Here is a 15,294-nt window from a genome sequence, read left to right as displayed (position 1 = left end):
ACCTGACCCGCGGCGGGGCGCCCGGGGCCCCGGGTTGAGCACGGTGGCCCCGGACACGCACTGCGTGTCCGGGCCCTCGTACGTGCACGGCCGGCTACCGCCGCGGCATCACGCCGCGGACCGGCGCCGCACCACGAAGAACACCAGGCCGCCGCCGAGCAGCAGCACCGCGGCGCCGCTCAGGTACAGCGCGGTGTTGTCGCTGCCGGACGCACCAGTCTCGGCCAGCTGCGGGCCGCTCGGCGCGGGGACCGGCGTGGCCGGCGTCGAGGGCGCCGGGGTGCTGCCGCCGCCACCGGTGGTGGACTCGGTCTTGCAGTCCAGGACGCCCTTGAAGACCTTCAGCGGCTTGTTGTCCGCGCCCAGGATGGTGATCTCGTACGCCTGGTCCTCGGCGACCTTGATCAGCTGCTTCACCGGGGCGCCCGGCTTCACGACCGATTCCTTGCCGTCCAGGGTGAACTTGAAGTCCACGTCGCCGTTGTTGGTCGCGGTGACCTCGACGCCGCCGTCGACGCAGGATTCCTTGGCGGCGAACGCCGGCAGCGCGCCGTCGGCCGCCCACTTGACCGCCGCCGCGGCGTCCACCTTCACCGGCTTGACGCCGGCCAGGATGAGGAGCTGCGTGCTGTCCGTCTTGTCGGCGGACTTGACGTTGGCGACGCCCTTGAAGACCCGGCCGATGTCGACGGTCGACGTGCCGGACACCTCGACGGTCGCCTCGCCCGCGGTGCTGCCTGCGGGCGGCTGGATGAACAGCGTGTCCTTGTCGCCGAGCTTCGTGGCCGGCGTGACTTCCTTGCCGTCCTTGTCGACCAGCTTGGTGCCCGCCGGGGCGTTCTTGAGCTTGGCGGTGATGTCCTTGCCCTTGCCGCTGGTGTTGACCGTCAGCGGACCGACACCGGGCTTGTCGGACGGCTTGCCCGCGATGTTGTCCGGGGTCAGCGTGAGGGAGAACTTGCTGCCGGTGTCGGTGTTCGCATCGGCCTTGCCGACGAGGTAGTCGTAGAGCTTCTCGACGTCCTCGTTCGGCTCCTTCGCCTTGTCGAGCTCGACCTTGTCGCTGAAGTGCCAGATGGCGGCCTGGGTGGCGGCGCCGGCTTCCTTCTCGTCCAGGCCCGCGACACCCGACTTGGCCTTCAGGTCGGTCAGCGACAGCGCCGGGAACGAGTTGATGAGGATCCACTTGACCTTGGCGCCGTCGGCCTCGCGGCCCGGCTGGCCAAGCCAGACGCTGGCCCACTCGCCCTCGGTGTAGCTGTCCTTGGCGCCGACCGGGTTGTGGTAGTCGATGCAGTAGACCGAGAGGAGCTCGCCGCCGGGCTTGACCTTGAGGCTCAGCACACCCGCGTAGGGGGTGGGGTTCTTGCCCTTCGGGTCCACGACGTGGATGCCCATGCCCTGGTCGGCGACCGGACCCACGTAATCGGCGTCGATGCCGTCGGCTGCGGCGGGCAACGCCGTGACCAGGCCGGCGCCGACGGCGAGCGCGGTCGCGGTGGTTATCGCGGCCAGCCTTGCAGTCCTGCGTCGTTGCGTTCGGAGCATCTCGCGCTTCCCTCGATTCAGGTGTGGGCGAAGTGGCCGAGCCGGACAACCCCCCGTTGCAAGGACGGCGACCCCTGGAATGACCGTTGCAGCCTAGGTCGGGCCGATATTCCCGATGGGCAATTGTCACAGCCTTGTTCCAAGGCCTTTACCTTTCCCGGGGAACGGGTAAAGAGAAGACGGAAATTAATCGGGCTGTCGACAATTTCCGCATGCTGCTTGATGAGGAATACTCCGTTGCAGGGGAATTGCTCGGTGATGCGGCATATGCCCCTGGGTATCTCCGCCGCGAACGCATCGAGGGCCCCGCCGCAATGGCGGGGCCCTCGATGGTCGTACGGGTGGTGCGGGCCGGCTCAGGCCGACCGGTTCAGCCGTGCATCACCCGGGCAGCGTCGCCCCGGCCGTCAGGCCTGGGTGCGGCCGCGGCGCTTGGCGAGGAAGACCGCGCCGCCGCCGGCCAGCAGCAGGGCGCCCGCGATACCGGCCATCAGGCCGTTGTTCGAGTCGCTGCCGCCGGTCTCGGCCAGGTCCTTGCCCTCGACCGCGGGGGCCGGGGTGGAGGGGGCCGGGGTCGGCTGCTTCACGATCGGCTCGGCCGGGGTGTCGTCGACGGGGGGCTCCTCGTCCACGACCGGCGGCGGCGTCACGCAGTCGAGCTTGCCGGAGAAGGTCTTCTCGTAGCCCTCGGGGCCGGTCACCTTGATGGTGAAGTCGGCGTCCTCGGCGACCGGGACGACGTGCGTCTTGCTGCCGTTGGCGGGCACGTTGACCGCGGTGTCGCCGACCTTGAAGTCGCCGGCCGCGTCACCGGTGTTGGTGAGCGTGACGACGAGGCCCTTCTTGGCGCAGTCGATCGCGCTGTCCGCGGCGGGCACGGCCTTCGGGGTCTTCGCCCACGAGAAGGAGCCCTTCGCCGACGCCTTGACCTGCGACGCACCGGCGCTGATCAGCGTCTGCGTCTCGGTGCGGCTCTTGCCGATGAAGACGCGGCCGATGCTCACCGAGGAGGTCGTCTCGGCGCTGATGTCCAGCTTGCCCGGCGCGGTGCCGGCCGGGACCTTGGCGAACAGCTCGGTGCCGTCGGCGGCCGACGTGGCGGGCTTGCCGGCGCCGTCCACCAGCGTGACGCCGTCCGGAGTGGCGCCCTCGACCTTGACGGTGACCGCGCCCTTCGCGTTGGTCTCGACCTTGAGCGGGCCGATCTTGTCGCCCGCCACGCCCTGCGCGGACGCGGGGGTCAGCGCCAGGCCCGGCTTCGGCTCGGCGATACCGGCGTTCGCGGCACCGGTGAGGTACGCGTACAGCTTGGGGATGTCGCGGTCCTGGCCCTTGCGGGGCTGGTTCGGGAGCTGGACCCCGTTGCTGTAGTGCCAGATCGCCGCCTGCGTGGCCGCGACCGCGTCCTGCACGGTCAGCTTGTTCTCGGCGGACTGGGTGATGCCCGCGGCGGTGGCGAGCTGGTCCAGGTTCTCGATCTTCGGGTACGAGTTGTTGAGCACCCAGTTGATGCGGCGGGTCTTCTCGGAGTCGCTCAGCCACGAGTCGCTCCACGAGCCCTCGCGGTACTCGGCAGCGGTGTCGATGCCGGTGGCCAGGTCGATGCAGTAGACCTTGATGACGTTGCCGTCGGCCTTCAGCTTCATCAGCGCGGTGCTGTACTTGCGCCACTTCGACTTGCCGTCTTTTTCGACCTTGACCTGGACGTGGCCGCCGGTCCCGTCGACGTACCCGTCGTACTTCGCGGTCAGCGTGTCGGCGGTCGCCGTGCCGGACGCGAACAGCAGTGCAGCGGCGGTCGCCCCGGCGACTGCTCCGACCGAAGTCACGCGGGATATGCCCCGCAGTGCCCGAAACATGAAGAAGAGTGTCCCCTCGCGGAAGAAGACGGCCCGCTGCCAGCCCGGGTGTGTCACCGGTTCACTGCCCCCCAGGACCGCCGGAATCAAGAATCGTCGCCGAACGGATCACTAGTCAATTCGGGAGTGCCGGATTCTGCGTCAATTGAATAGCGCGTGGAAACTTTTGTTGTCGATCAAGGTATTGATGGCATTTTTGGGCGTTTTGGAGACTCTCAGGGCATACGCCGGGTCGATCCCTCGGAACCGCGCGTAGTTCACTATCATTTGATGGCATTGGTTCGTTTTGTCCGAGTCGACTGTGAGTGAGCCGCATGCCCGAGGACGCCAAGCCGGAGCTCCCTGCCGCCGAGCCCCGCCGCGCCCTCCCGCCCGGCCCGTCCGCTTCCGAGGCCCCCGCGCCGCCCGGCGTCGCGGACACCGGACCCCTGCTGCCGTTCCCCGAGGCCCACCCGCCCGGCCTCGCGCCCAGCCCGGTCGGCAGCACGCTGCGGCCCATCGTCACGCTCACCGACGAACGCTTCGCGTGGTCCAACGGCGTGCGCGCCGCACTCGGCGTCGGCCTCCCCTTTGCGCTCGTCACGGCGACCGCCGGCGTCGAGCACGGCGCCACTGCCGCGATCGGCGGCTACGCGGTCCTGTACGCGAGCCGCGAACCGTACCGCCGCCGCGCCCGCGTGCTGGCCGCCGTCGGCCTGGGCCTCGCCGCCGCGTACACCGCGGGCGCCCTGGTCGCCGGACACCGCTGGTTCACCGCGCTGGTGATCGCCGTGGTGGCCGCCGCCGCGACGTTCCTGTGCGGGGCGCTGCGCGTCGGCCGCCCGGGCGGCTACATCTTCACGCTCGTCTGCGCGCTCGGCACGTTCGTGCCGCCTGACCTCGGCCTGCTGCCCACCAACCTCGGCTGGCTGCTGGTCGGCTGCGCGGGCGGCTGGCTGGTGTCGATGTCCGGCTGGCTCTTCCGCCCGCACCACCCCGAACACGTCGTCACCGCCGACGCGTTCCGGGCCGTGGCCGGCTTCCTGGACGCCATCGGCAGCCCGCAGGTGGACGCTGCCCGGCACCGCGCCTCGCACGGCGTCTACCAGGCCTGGGTCACCCTGACCGGCGCCGCGGACCGGCATGCCCGCATGTCCGGCGAGGCCCGGCGCCTCCAGGTCCTGGTCCGCCGCGCGCACGACGTCTTCCACGCCGGCGAGCTCCTCGCCGAGGAGCGCTCCAAGCCGCTGCCCCCCGAGATCGGCGACGTCGTCCGCGGCCTCGCCGACGCCGTCGGCCGGCCCGCGCTCGTCCCCCTCCCGGAATTCCTGGCCGGCCCCGAGACCAATGGGCAGCGCCGGCTGCGCACCGCGCTGCGCGACGCGGTCCGGGCCGCCGCCGAGCCGACCCTCGGCAAAGGCGAGGCGCTCAAGGGCGAGCGGCCCGGCGCCCTCGAACTCCTGGAGACCGCGGCCGGCCGCGCCTCGCTCCTCCCGCCCGTGGCGATCCGCACCGGCCTCGCGGTCGGCGCCGCCACCGGAGACGCCGAGATCCTGCCGATCGTGCACCCGTCCTGGGTCGCCATCGGCGCCGCCGCCGCACTGCAGGGCGGCAATGCCGTCCTCGACCTGGGCAGTGCCCTGCAGCGCGCGATCGGCACCGCGATCGGCGTCTTCGTGGTGACCGTCTTCCTGCACGACCTGTCACCGGGGCCATGGGAGACCGTGGTCGCGGTGGCCCTGCTGTACGGCGCCGCGCAGACCGTCATCCGCCGCAACCTGGTGGCCGGCACCGCCTTCATCACCCCGGTGCCGCTGCTGCTGGTCGGCGCCGGGGTGCCGGGCAGCGAGGTCGGCGACCTGGCCTTCACCCGGCTCCTCGACATGCTGCTCGGCCTGGCCATCGGCCTCTTCATCAGCTTCTTCCTGTGGCGGCGCGCGTCCACCGCCCGGCTGCCCGCGGCCTTGGGCCGGGCGATCCGCGCCGAGGGCCTGCTGCTGCGCTCGGTCGTCGCCGGGCGGGCCGAGGAGGACGCCGCCGGCTGGCTGCGCACCCGTACCGCGGCCCGCCGCGAACTGATCCAGCTGTGGAACGTCTACGAGTCGTCGCTCGGCGAACTGGCCGGCCGCCGGGTCGGCGTGCAGCGCCTGTGGCCCGCGGTGGTCGTCGCCCAGCGCTTGGGCTTCCGGCTCATGGCGGCCCCCTTCAAGCCCGCCCCGGCGCTCGCCGAACCCCCGCCGCCCGAGGAACTCGACGAACTCGCCGCCTACGTCCAAGAGCTCGCCGAGGAACTCGAGAAGCTCGACGCGTACATCCAGGAACTCGCCTCCGCCGCCGAGGACCGCCGCACCCCCGCCCCGCCCGAGCTGCCCGAGATGTGGGGCCACCCGGTCCTGCGGCAGCACCTCAAGCGCCTGACCCGGGCCCTCGGCGAGGCCGCCGAACCGGTCGCGCCGAGCCTGGCGACGCAGTTCCTGAGCCACCTCAGCGAGCCGCCGCGCAGGGTGCGTGAGGCCGACCAGCCGGGTGCGGGACAATTGCGGTGACCCCCGCGACCCGCGCCGCCGCCGGCGATCCCCGCCGCCAGGCGCCCGGGCCCCGGGACCGGCCGGCACCCGTGGATCAGGAGACCCCCTTGAAGGCGCAGAAGCTCGACGGCAAGGCGACCGCCGCCCAGATCAAGTCCGAACTCGCGGTCCGGGTCGAGGCACTCAAGGCGCAGGGCATCCACCCGGGCCTCGGGACCGTCCTCGTCGGCGACGACCCGGGCAGCCACTCGTACGTCGCGGGCAAGCACCGCGACTGCGCGCAGGTCGGCATCGCCAGCATCCAGCGCAACCTGCCCGCGGACGCCACGCAGGAAGAGGTCGAGGCGGTCGTCCGCGAGCTCAACGAGGACCCGACCTGCACCGGCTACATCGTCCAGCTGCCGCTGCCGCGCGGCCTGGACGCCAACCGCGTGCTGGAGCTGATGGACCCGGAGAAGGACGCGGACGGCCTGCACCCGACCAACCTGGGCCGCCTGGTCCTGGGCCAGGACGCCCCGCTGCCGTGCACCCCGCGGGGCATCGTCGAGCTGCTGCACCGGCACGACATCCCGCTCAACGGCGCCGACGTGTGCGTCATCGGCCGCGGTGTCACGGTCGGCCGCCCGATCGGCCTGCTGCTGACCCGCCGCACCGAGAACGCCACCGTGACGCTGTGCCACACCGGCACGAAGGACCTGACCCGGCACGTCATGGAGGCCGACATCGTGGTCGCCGCGGCCGGGGTCGCGGGCCTGGTCAGCGCCGACATCGTCAAGCCGGGCGCGGTCGTCCTGGACGTGGGCATCACCCGCACCGAGCAGGGCCTGGTCGGCGACGTGCACCCGGAGGTCTTCGAGAAGGCCGCCTGGGTCGCCCCGATGCCCGGCGGCGTCGGCCCGATGACCCGCGCGATGCTGCTCTCCAACGTGGTCGAGGCCGCCGAACGGCAGCTCGCCGCCCGCTGACCCGAACCGGCGAAGCCGGCCGCACCCGATGCGGCCGGCCCACCCGGGCGCTCCGCGCGGACTGCGTCGCGGCGGCCGTCCCCACTAGAGTGGAAGGCTCGACCAGCAGGGAGGCAACGGGCATGGCCGACAAGCCGGATCGCGGTGCGGGCAGCATCGCGGCGACCTGCGTCCCCGCCGGCCGCGCCCGGTGACGGCGGTGGCCTCCGAGGCGTCCGGCAGGCGCAGCCCGGGCTCGGGCCCGCCCGCGGGGCCGGGACGTGCGGCGACGCGGCGGGCGGGTACCCGCGGCGGCGGGACGCACCTGCCCGAGGGCGGTGCCTCGCCGGCCGGTCCGGGCGGACTGCGCGAGTGGCCCGCGATGCTGGTGTTCGGACTGCTGACCGCCGCCCTTCTGACCGCCGCGATGGCCGGCTTCCGGCCCGCCACGGTGCTCATCGGAGTGACCTTCGCGGTCGCCGCGGTGCTCCGGGTCTTCGTCCGCGACGTGGGCATCCTCGCGGTGCGCAGCCGCTTCACGGACGTCACCGTGATGCTCGTGCTCGGCGGCGCGGTCGTGATGCTCGGGCTGATGATCCCGCCGCCGGTGGTCGAACTGCCCTGGGTGCCGCGGCGCACCGGGTAGCGGAGCGCCGGAGGGTGGCCCCGGACGGGCGATTCCGGTGGTGTTTCCCACAAGCGCCCCGGACCGGTCCTCGGGGCTGCCCGGGCGGAGTAGGGTGGCTGCGGAAGTATCTCGATCACGAGATATCCCCTTTCCGGGAACCCTCACCCGCCAGGTAGCAGGAGATCTTCGATGACCCGCACGCCCGTCAACGTCACCGTCACCGGCGCGGCCGGCCAGATCGGCTACGCGCTGCTGTTCCGTATCGCCTCGGGCCACCTGCTCGGCCCGGACGTTCCGGTCAAGCTGCGTCTCCTGGAGATCCCGCAGGCCGTCAAGGCCGCCGAGGGCACCGCCATGGAGCTCGACGACTGCGCGTTCCCGCTGCTCAAGGGCATCGACATCTTCGACAACCCGACCGACGGCTTCGCGGGCGCCAACGTCGCGCTGCTGGTCGGCGCCCGTCCGCGCACCCAGGGCATGGAGCGCGGCGACCTGCTGTCCGCCAACGGCGGCATCTTCAAGCCGCAGGGCGAGGCGATCAACGCCGGTGCCGCGGACGACATCAAGGTCCTCGTGGTCGGCAACCCGGCCAACACCAACGCGCTCATCGCGCAGCAGCACGCGCCGGACGTCCCGGCCGAGCGCTTCACCGCGATGACCCGCCTGGACCACAACCGCGCCATTTCGCAGCTCGCGCAGAAGACCGGCGCCGCGGTGTCGGACATCGCCAAGCTGACGATCTGGGGCAACCACTCGGCGACCCAGTACCCGGACATCTTCCACGCGGAGATCGCCGGCAAGAACGCCGCCGAGACGGTGAACGACGAGGCCTGGCTCGCCGACACCTTCATCCCGACCGTCGCCAAGCGCGGCGCGGCCATCATCGAGGCGCGCGGCGCGTCCTCGGCGGCCTCCGCGGCGAACGCGGCGATCGACCACGTGTACACCTGGGTCAACGGCACCAAGCCGGGCGACTGGACCTCGATGGGCGTCGTCTCGGACGGCTCGTACGGCGTGCCGGCCGGCCTCATCTCGTCCTTCCCGGTCACCTGCCAGGACGGCAAGTGGGAGATCGTCCAGGGCCTGGAGATCAACGAGTTCTCGCGCGGCCGCATCGACGCGTCGGTGAACGAGCTGGCCGAGGAGCGCGACGCGGTCCGCGAGCTGGGCCTCATCTGACCCGACCCGGTCGTCCGGCCCGCGGCCGGATGCGCAGCGTCCCGACGGGCGCCGGTCGGACCGCTCCACGCGGTCCGTCCGGCGCCCGTCGGCGTTCCTGCGAGCGCGCGAGCGGTCAGCTGTCGGCGGCCGGGCGGTCCAGGAGCCGGCTGAGCACCACGGTGCTGTGCGTGGTCAGCACGACGGGGTCCTGGCGGATCCGCTCGAGCACCGTCTCCAGATGCCGGACGTCGGCGGCCAGCAGCCGGACCACCGCGTCCGCCTTTCCGGTGACCAGGTCGGCGCGGACCACCTCGGGATGCCGCTCCAGGCAGGCGAGCAGTGCGGCGGGGGAGGTGCGCGGCTCGCAGAAGACCTCGACCAGGGCCTCGGTGGTCCAGCCGAGAGCGTGCGGGTCGACCTTCACGGTGAAGCCCCGGATCACGCCGGTGCCGCGCAGCCGGTCCACGCGCCGCTTCACGGCAGGGGCCGAGAGGCCCACCCCGGTCCCTATCTCGGCGTAGCTGGCGCGGGCGTCCCGGAGCAGATGCGCGACGATCTTCTCGTCGAGGTCGTCCAGGGGCACGGACCCATGGTGCGCCCTCGGTACGCGGCAGTGGAGTGATTCGGCCTTTTCCCACCCGCATGTGCGACCCGTGGCCGATCCTGTCCCGGCGCGCGGATCCAGGCTGATGAGATCCGTCACACATAGTCGGACTCAGGGCAAATGTACGTATCTGTACGTTTAGGGTGGTCAATCTCGGGGGAGCGCCGCGGCTTCGCGCCAAGCGCCCCAGGGGCTGCCTTCCGGCCGGCCCCCGGCAGCACTGCACGCCGACCGGAAGTACTGCACTTTGATCTCCCTCCGCCTCGCCCGCAAGCTCGGCATACTCGCCGCCGCCCTGCTCGTCGCCCTGCTTCTCCTGCCGGTCGTGCCCGGCGCGGACAACATCGCGATGGCGGCCACTGGCCTGACCTTCCTGGGCCTGGGCGCTGTCGCCATCGCCGTGGCGGCCGGCAAGCGCCGCAAGTGCGAAGGCTGGCACCGTAATTGACGGGGTGGGGGCGCGGCCCGGGGCGGCGCGCGCCCCCCCCCGCCGCCCGGTGCCGGGGGCACCCCGCCGTGGGCCCGGGGGGCCGGGTGGGGGGGGGGGGGGGGCCCCCCCGGGGGGGGGGCGCGCCCCCACCCCGTTCGCGTTTGCCGGTGCTCAGCTCGCCAGGACCGCGCGGAGTTGTTCCAGCGACCAGTCCAGGTCGTCCTTCTCGATCACCAGCGGCGGTGCGATGCGGATCGTCGCGCCGTGCGTGTCCTTCACCAGCACGCCGCGCTCCATCAGCGCCTTCGAGACGTCCCGCCCGGTGCCGTGCGCCGGGTCGATGTCCACGCCCGCCCACAGGCCGCGCCCGCGCACCGCGGTGACCGGGCCGCCGACCATCGCGTTCAGCTCCTGGTGCAGGTGCTCGCCGAGCTCCGCGGAGCGCTGCTGGAACTCGCCGGTGCGCAGCATCGCCAGCACCTCCAGCGCGACCGCGCAGGCCAGCGGGTTCCCGCCGAACGTCGAACCGTGCTCGCCCGGCTTGAAGACGCCGAGCACCTCGCGCGAGGACACCACCGCGGACACCGGCAGCACGCCGCCGCCCAGCGCCTTGCCGAGCACGTACATGTCCGGCACCACACCCTCGTGCTCGCACGCGAACGTGCGGCCGGTGCGGCCCAGTCCGGACTGGATCTCGTCCGCGATGAACAGCACGTTCTGCTCGGTGCAGATGCGCCGCACCTCGGCGAGGTAGCCGGGCGGCGGCACGAGCACGCCCGCCTCGCCCTGGATCGGCTCCAGCAGCACCGCGACGATGTTCGGATCGGCCTCGACCACGTTGCGCAGCGTCTCGATGTCGCCGTACGGCAGCACCTCGAAGCCCGGGGTGTACGGGCCGAAGTGGCGGCGGGCCTCTTCATCCGTCGAGAAGCTGACGATGGTCGTCGTACGGCCGTGGAAGTTGTCGGTGCCGACGACGATCTTCGCCTTGCCGTCGGGGACGCCCTTGACCTCGTACCCCCATTTGCGCGCCGTCTTGACCGCGGTCTCCACGGCCTCCGCACCGGTGTTCATCGCCAGCACCATGTCCATGCCGCACAGCGCGGCCAGCTGCTCGCAGAACGGAGCGAACTGGTCGTTGTGGAACGCCCGGCTGGTCAGCGTGACCCGGTCGAGCTGCTTCTTGGCGGCATCGATCAGGCGCTGGTTGCGGTGCCCGAAGTTGAGCGCCGAGTAGCCCGCCAGCATGTCCAGATACCGGCGGCCTTCGACGTCGGTCATCCACGCGCCTTCGGCATGCGCGATGACGACGGGCAGCGGGTGGTAATTGTGTGCGCTGTACGTGTCGGCGAGCGCGATCAGTTCCTGGTCGTGCTTGATCATGACGTCCTTCCGCCCGACATCGAGTGATTCCGGAAATTCCGGACTCCTACCGATTGTCGCGCAGTTCGAGCACGCAACTGCGGACGCCGACCCCGAAACCGGCAAAGCGCGACATGTCCAGCGCCACCGTGCGGAAGCCGTGCCGCGCCAACTGCAGTGCCAGTCCCGGCGCGCGATCGGTGAGCACCACTGTGCGGCCGTCGCAGATCGCGTCGAGGCCGCCGACCAGCGCGTCGGCCTCGCCGACCGGGATCCGCTCCGGGAAGAGCCGGGCGAGCCGCTCGCGCGCGGTGACCGAGAAGGCCCCCGGGTGGTACGCGATGGTCCGGTCGGTCAGCACGGCTATCGCGCTGCCGAGCCGGGTGAACCGCGGATCGGTGAGCTCCAGCGGCACGATCGGCAGGCCCAGGAACTCGCCTGCCTCCACGTGCGCGTGCAGCTCGGTGTGCGGTCCGGAAGCGGCGAGCAGATGCCGACCGGCCGGCACCAGGTCGATCTCGCCCTCGTGCGCGAAGACCGGCTCCAGCCGGGTCCGGAAGCCGCGTTCGGCGAACCAGCGCAGGTACGCCGGAGCCTCCGGCTGCCGCGCGGTGCTGCGGAACCGGGCGCCGAGCACCCGGCCGTCCACCACCGTCGCGGCATGCGCCGCGAACACCATGCCCGGCAGTCCGCTGCGCGGCGGGATCAGGCTCACCCGGTGGCCGAGCCGCAGCAGCGTCTCGCGCAGCCGCTCCCACTGCTCCAGCGCCGCGTCCGCCCCCGGGCGCGCAACAGCACCCGCTGCAGCGCCCGCTTCGGTGGACGCCGCCGGCCCGGCGCCGTCTGGCAGGCCCGCCGGCAGCGGGTGCAGCGGATACGGGAAGCCGGACGCCGCATCCGCGCCGATCGTCCCGGGACCGCCCAGGTGCGTGGGCGGGCACATCACGTAGTGCCGGACCGAGGCCCGGCGCCCGGTCGCCTCACGGCGGCGGCGCGGCCGCGGCAGCCGGACCTGGCCCCGGGACGCGCGGGGCGGTGCCGGAAGCCACAGCAATCCGGACCCGCCGCCGGGCGGGGGGAAGCTCAGGCGCACGCGATCTCCCCTTACTCGCGGACGGCAGCATGAATGCGGGGGCGCCCGGGATCTCCGGCGCCCGACGTCGATTTGCCGATGCGGCCGACTCGGATCGTCACCCTGGATGCCCGGCCCGCGACCCTGAGTGTCGGCCGAGGAAAGCCTAGGCCGCGGAGCCCAGGCCGGTAAATGCGCGAACGTTGCGCACCCGCGGGCTTTCGTTGCGGCTGCGCCGCGCCCCACGGCGCATCGTTGCGGCGCACGGGTGCGCCTTCGCGCCCCCCGCACGCCGCCGCACACCGGTTGCGGACCCGCTGCGGCGTGTACACACGTACCCGGGATGGAGTAGCGGCCGGAGCCTGCGAGAATGGCGGCATGGTCTCGACGGTCTCGACGCGCCCCCGTGTGCTGTCCGGCATCCAGCCCACCGCCGGCTCGTTCCACCTGGGCAATTACCTCGGCGCAGTGCGGCAGTACGTCGCGCTGCAGGAGGACAACGACGCCTTCTACATGGTCGTCGACCTGCACGCCATCACGGTGCCGCAGGACCCGGCCGAGCTGCGCGCCAACACCCGGGTGTCGGCGGCCCAGCTGCTCGCCGCCGGACTGGACCCGGACCGCTGCGCGCTGTTCGTGCAGAGCCACGTGCCGGAGCACGCCCAGCTGGGCTGGGTGATGAACTGCCTGACCGGGTTCGGCGAGGCCTCCCGCATGACGCAGTTCAAGGACAAGGCCGCCAAGCAGGGCAGCGACGCCGCGACCGTCGGCCTGTTCACCTACCCGATCCTGCAGGTCGCCGACATCCTGCTCTACCAGGCCAACGCGGTGCCGGTCGGCGAGGACCAGCGCCAGCACCTGGAGCTGACCCGCGACCTCGCGCAGCGCTTCAACACGCGCTTCGGCGCGACCTTCACGGTGCCCGAGGCGTACATCGTCAAGGAGACCGCCAAGATCGTCGACCTGCAGGACCCGGCGATCAAGATGAGCAAGTCGGCGTCCTCGCCCAAGGGCATCGTCAACCTGCTCGACCCGCCGAACCAGACCGCCAAGAAGATCAAGAGCGCGGTCACCGACACCGGCACCGAGGTGCGCTTCGACGAGAAGGAGAAGCCGGGCGTCAGCAACCTGCTGTCCATCCACTCGGCGATCTCCGGCGTGCCGGTCGCGGAGCTGGAGGAGCGGTTCGCCGGGCGCATGTACGGCGACTTCAAGAAGGAGGTGGCCGAGGTGCTGGTCGACTTCGTGACGCCCTTCCAGGAGCGCTTCCACCTCTACCACGACGACCCCGCCGAGCTGGACCGCACGCTCGCCAAGGGGGCCGCGAAGGCCCGCGAGGTGGCGTCCGAGACGCTGGCCCGGGCCTACGACCGGATCGGCCTGCTGCCGCCGGCCGGGGCCTGAGGCACGGGTAGCGGCAGGATCGGACGAACCATGCGCACCATCGGCGTCTCCCTCGCGATCCCCGAACCCTGGGGCGGGCAGCTCCAGGCCTGGCGGGCGAGCTTCGGCGACCCGCTGGCCCGGGCCATCCCCACGCATGTGACGCTCCTGCCGCCGACCGAGGTGGAGGACGCCTCGCTCGACGCGATCGAGGCGCACCTGCTCGGCGTCGCCGCGCGGGAGCGCGCGTTCCCGATGATCCTGCGCGGCACCGGGACGTTCCGGCCCACCTCGCCGGTGGTCTTCATCCAGGTGGCGCGCGGCATCCCGGACTGCGAGCGGCTGGAGCAGGCGGTGCGCTCCGGGCCCCTGCTGCGCGGGCTGCACTTCCCGTACCACCCGCACGTGACCGTGGCGCACCACCTGCCGGACCCGGTCCTGGACCGCGCGTTCGACAAGCTGTCCGGCTACGAGGCGAGCTTCGAGGTGCGCGGCTTCAGCCTGTACGAGCACGGCGACGACGAGGTCTGGCGCCCCCGACGGGCCTTCCCCTTCGGCGGCTGACCTGCGGTGACGCCGCGCGCGGGTGTGGATTCCCGGGAATCGGGCAAACGCTCAGGCGTGGCGATCAAGGACAAGCTGTACTCCATGCGCGGTATCGGCCGCACCATGCGTGCGTACGACCGGTACACCGAGCGGGACGGCAACTTCGGTTCCGCGGCGGTGACCTTCTACGGTTTCCTCTCGCTGTTCCCGCTGCTCGCCCTCGCGGCCGCCGTGGTGGCCGCTGCGCTCAGCCCGTCGCGCGTGCAGGAGATGCAGGACAAGATCTCCGAGAACGTCCCGGGCATCGCCGACCGGCTCAACCTGGGCGCGCTCGCCGACAACGCGGGCACCGTCGGCGTCATCGGCGGTGTGCTGCTGCTCATCTCGGGTCTCGGCTGGGTCGAGGCGCTGCGGCCGTCCATCCGCAAGATGTGGATCGCCGACGAGCCCAAGCCGGAGGGCTTCAAGGCGACCGTCTCGGCCAAGCTCAAGGACGTCGGGGTGCTGATCGGCCTCGGTCTGGCGATGGCCCTGACGGTCGGCGCGTCGGCCTTCGCCACCAGCGTGATCGGGCGGATCTCCGACTCGATCGGCCTTGAGGACCAGCCGGTCGGGCGGGTGCTGCTGCAGATCGCCGCGTTCGCGGTGGCGGTCTTCGCGGGCGTGGTGCTGTTCCTCTACCTGCTGGTCGGCATGCCGCGGCTGTCGATGCCGCGGCCTACCGCGCTCATCGGCGCGCTGATCGGCGCGATCGGGTTCGAGGTGCTCAAGTTCCTGGTCGCGGCCTACATTTCGGGGGTCGCGAGCAAGAGCATGTACGGCGCGTTCGGCGTGCCGGTCGCGCTGCTGCTGTGGATCTACTTCGTCACGCGCCTGCTCATCTTCTGCGCCGCCTGGCAGGCCACCGACAAGCGCGCCGAACACCTGCACGACGACGAGGGCCGGACCTCGGAGCAGTCCGCGAAGGCCGACGACGACGCCACCGTCGAGTGGCGGGCCACGGAGGCGCCGGACCGGACGCGTACCGCTCCCGGCGCCGCGGAGCGCGGCGCGGACGCCGATCCGGCCAAGCCTCCGCACACCGTGCGCAATTACGCCCTCGGCATGCTCGGCACCGCCGGGGCGGGCATGGCCCTCGAACGCTTCACCCGCCGCCCTCGCGGCACCACCTGACGCAGACCCCGCAACGCGAAGGAGCCGGACCGGCCTTGCGGCGGTCCGGCTCCTCTCGCTTGTGCGCCCCGGCTGTC

Annotated in this window: 13 protein-coding genes; 8 read left to right on the top strand and 5 right to left on the bottom strand. The window is 72.0% G+C overall.

Annotation, left to right across the window (positions count from 1 at the left end; translation table 11 throughout):
• Positions 1-108: 108 nt before the first annotated feature.
• Together LZ495_RS22785 and LZ495_RS22780 are read right to left on the bottom strand one after the other, a co-directional pair.
• On the bottom strand, positions 109-1,548 hold the full coding sequence (locus LZ495_RS22785; protein WP_235054700.1) for a thioester domain-containing protein: 1,440 nt from the start codon (positions 1,546-1,548) through the stop codon (positions 109-111).
• Between the two features lie 407 nt (positions 1,549-1,955).
• Entirely contained in the window at positions 1,956-3,377 is a 1,422-nt protein-coding gene (locus LZ495_RS22780) for a Cys-Gln thioester bond-forming surface protein (protein ID WP_235054699.1), read from the bottom strand.
• 344 nt (positions 3,378-3,721) lie between these two features.
• On the opposite strand from LZ495_RS22780, the gene LZ495_RS22775 reads away from it, so the two are divergent.
• The 4 genes from LZ495_RS22775 to LZ495_RS22760 all read left to right on the top strand — a co-directional run bounded on the left by LZ495_RS22775 (position 3,722) and on the right by LZ495_RS22760 (position 8,665).
• Positions 3,722-5,932, top strand: a complete 2,211-nt coding sequence (locus LZ495_RS22775; protein ID WP_235054698.1) for an FUSC family protein — start codon at positions 3,722-3,724, stop codon at positions 5,930-5,932.
• Positions 5,933-6,021: 89 nt separating this feature from the next.
• Complete coding sequence (locus LZ495_RS22770; RefSeq protein ID WP_235054697.1) at positions 6,022-6,879, top strand: bifunctional methylenetetrahydrofolate dehydrogenase/methenyltetrahydrofolate cyclohydrolase; 858 nt, start codon at positions 6,022-6,024, stop codon at positions 6,877-6,879.
• Between the two features lie 199 nt (positions 6,880-7,078).
• On the top strand, positions 7,079-7,504 hold the full coding sequence (locus LZ495_RS44965) for a DUF3017 domain-containing protein (protein ID WP_235054696.1): 426 nt from the start codon (positions 7,079-7,081) through the stop codon (positions 7,502-7,504).
• A gap of 171 nt (positions 7,505-7,675) precedes the next feature.
• Positions 7,676-8,665, top strand: coding sequence for a malate dehydrogenase (locus tag LZ495_RS22760; RefSeq protein WP_235054695.1), 990 nt, complete (start codon positions 7,676-7,678; stop codon positions 8,663-8,665).
• A 115-nt stretch (positions 8,666-8,780) separates the two neighbouring features.
• On the opposite strand, the gene LZ495_RS22755 is transcribed toward LZ495_RS22760, so the two are convergent.
• Positions 8,781-9,230, bottom strand: coding sequence for an Lrp/AsnC family transcriptional regulator (locus LZ495_RS22755; RefSeq protein WP_235054694.1), 450 nt, complete (start codon positions 9,228-9,230; stop codon positions 8,781-8,783).
• Between the two features lie 268 nt (positions 9,231-9,498).
• On the opposite strand from LZ495_RS22755, the gene LZ495_RS22750 reads away from it, so the two are divergent.
• Positions 9,499-9,699: a hypothetical protein gene (locus LZ495_RS22750; RefSeq protein WP_235054693.1), complete on the top strand. Its 201-nt coding sequence runs from the start codon at positions 9,499-9,501 to the stop codon at positions 9,697-9,699.
• A gap of 153 nt (positions 9,700-9,852) precedes the next feature.
• Here LZ495_RS22750 and rocD read toward each other — a convergent pair whose 3' ends face one another.
• Together rocD and LZ495_RS22740 are read right to left on the bottom strand one after the other, a co-directional pair.
• Entirely contained in the window at positions 9,853-11,064 is a 1,212-nt protein-coding gene (gene rocD, locus LZ495_RS22745) for an ornithine--oxo-acid transaminase (protein ID WP_235054692.1), read from the bottom strand.
• Positions 11,065-11,110: 46 nt separating this feature from the next.
• A complete protein-coding gene (locus LZ495_RS22740; RefSeq protein WP_235054691.1) occupies positions 11,111-12,136 on the bottom strand; it encodes a dimethylarginine dimethylaminohydrolase family protein in 1,026 nt (341 codons plus the stop codon).
• 357 nt (positions 12,137-12,493) lie between these two features.
• Here LZ495_RS22740 and trpS point away from each other — a divergent pair, with 357 nt between their 5' ends.
• From trpS to LZ495_RS22725, 3 genes are read left to right on the top strand one after another with little or no spacing between them, the layout of a single operon-like run.
• Complete coding sequence (trpS, locus tag LZ495_RS22735; RefSeq protein ID WP_235054690.1) at positions 12,494-13,519, top strand: tryptophan--tRNA ligase; 1,026 nt, start codon at positions 12,494-12,496, stop codon at positions 13,517-13,519.
• 30 nt (positions 13,520-13,549) lie between these two features.
• On the top strand, positions 13,550-14,062 hold the full coding sequence (locus LZ495_RS22730) for a 2'-5' RNA ligase family protein (RefSeq protein ID WP_235054689.1): 513 nt from the start codon (positions 13,550-13,552) through the stop codon (positions 14,060-14,062).
• Positions 14,063-14,119: 57 nt separating this feature from the next.
• Positions 14,120-15,217 carry a YihY/virulence factor BrkB family protein gene (locus tag LZ495_RS22725; RefSeq protein WP_235054688.1) on the top strand — a complete coding sequence of 366 codons (1,098 nt, stop codon included), beginning with the start codon at positions 14,120-14,122 and terminating at the stop codon, positions 15,215-15,217.
• Positions 15,218-15,294 lie beyond the last annotated feature (77 nt).

Origin of the sequence: Yinghuangia soli (assembly GCF_021502675.1) — a bacterium.
In the GTDB taxonomy this organism is placed as follows: domain Bacteria; phylum Actinomycetota; class Actinomycetes; order Streptomycetales; family Streptomycetaceae; genus Yinghuangia; species Yinghuangia soli.
This window is presented reverse-complemented; position numbering and strand designations above follow the sequence as displayed.

What these genes read in the sequence shown, in the direction of transcription:
- LZ495_RS22785 (WP_235054700.1), bottom strand. Translation starts at nt 1,548, where the DNA reads ATGCTCCGAACGCAACGACGCAGGACTGCAAGGCTGGCCGCGATAACC.
- trpS (WP_235054690.1), top strand. Translation starts at nt 12,494, where the DNA reads ATGGTCTCGACGGTCTCGACGCGCCCCCGTGTGCTGTCCGGCATCCAG.
- rocD (WP_235054692.1), bottom strand. Translation starts at nt 11,064, where the DNA reads ATGATCAAGCACGACCAGGAACTGATCGCGCTCGCCGACACGTACAGC.
- LZ495_RS22760 (WP_235054695.1), top strand. Translation starts at nt 7,676, where the DNA reads ATGACCCGCACGCCCGTCAACGTCACCGTCACCGGCGCGGCCGGCCAG.
- LZ495_RS22730 (WP_235054689.1), top strand. Translation starts at nt 13,550, where the DNA reads ATGCGCACCATCGGCGTCTCCCTCGCGATCCCCGAACCCTGGGGCGGG.
- LZ495_RS22775 (WP_235054698.1), top strand. Translation starts at nt 3,722, where the DNA reads ATGCCCGAGGACGCCAAGCCGGAGCTCCCTGCCGCCGAGCCCCGCCGC.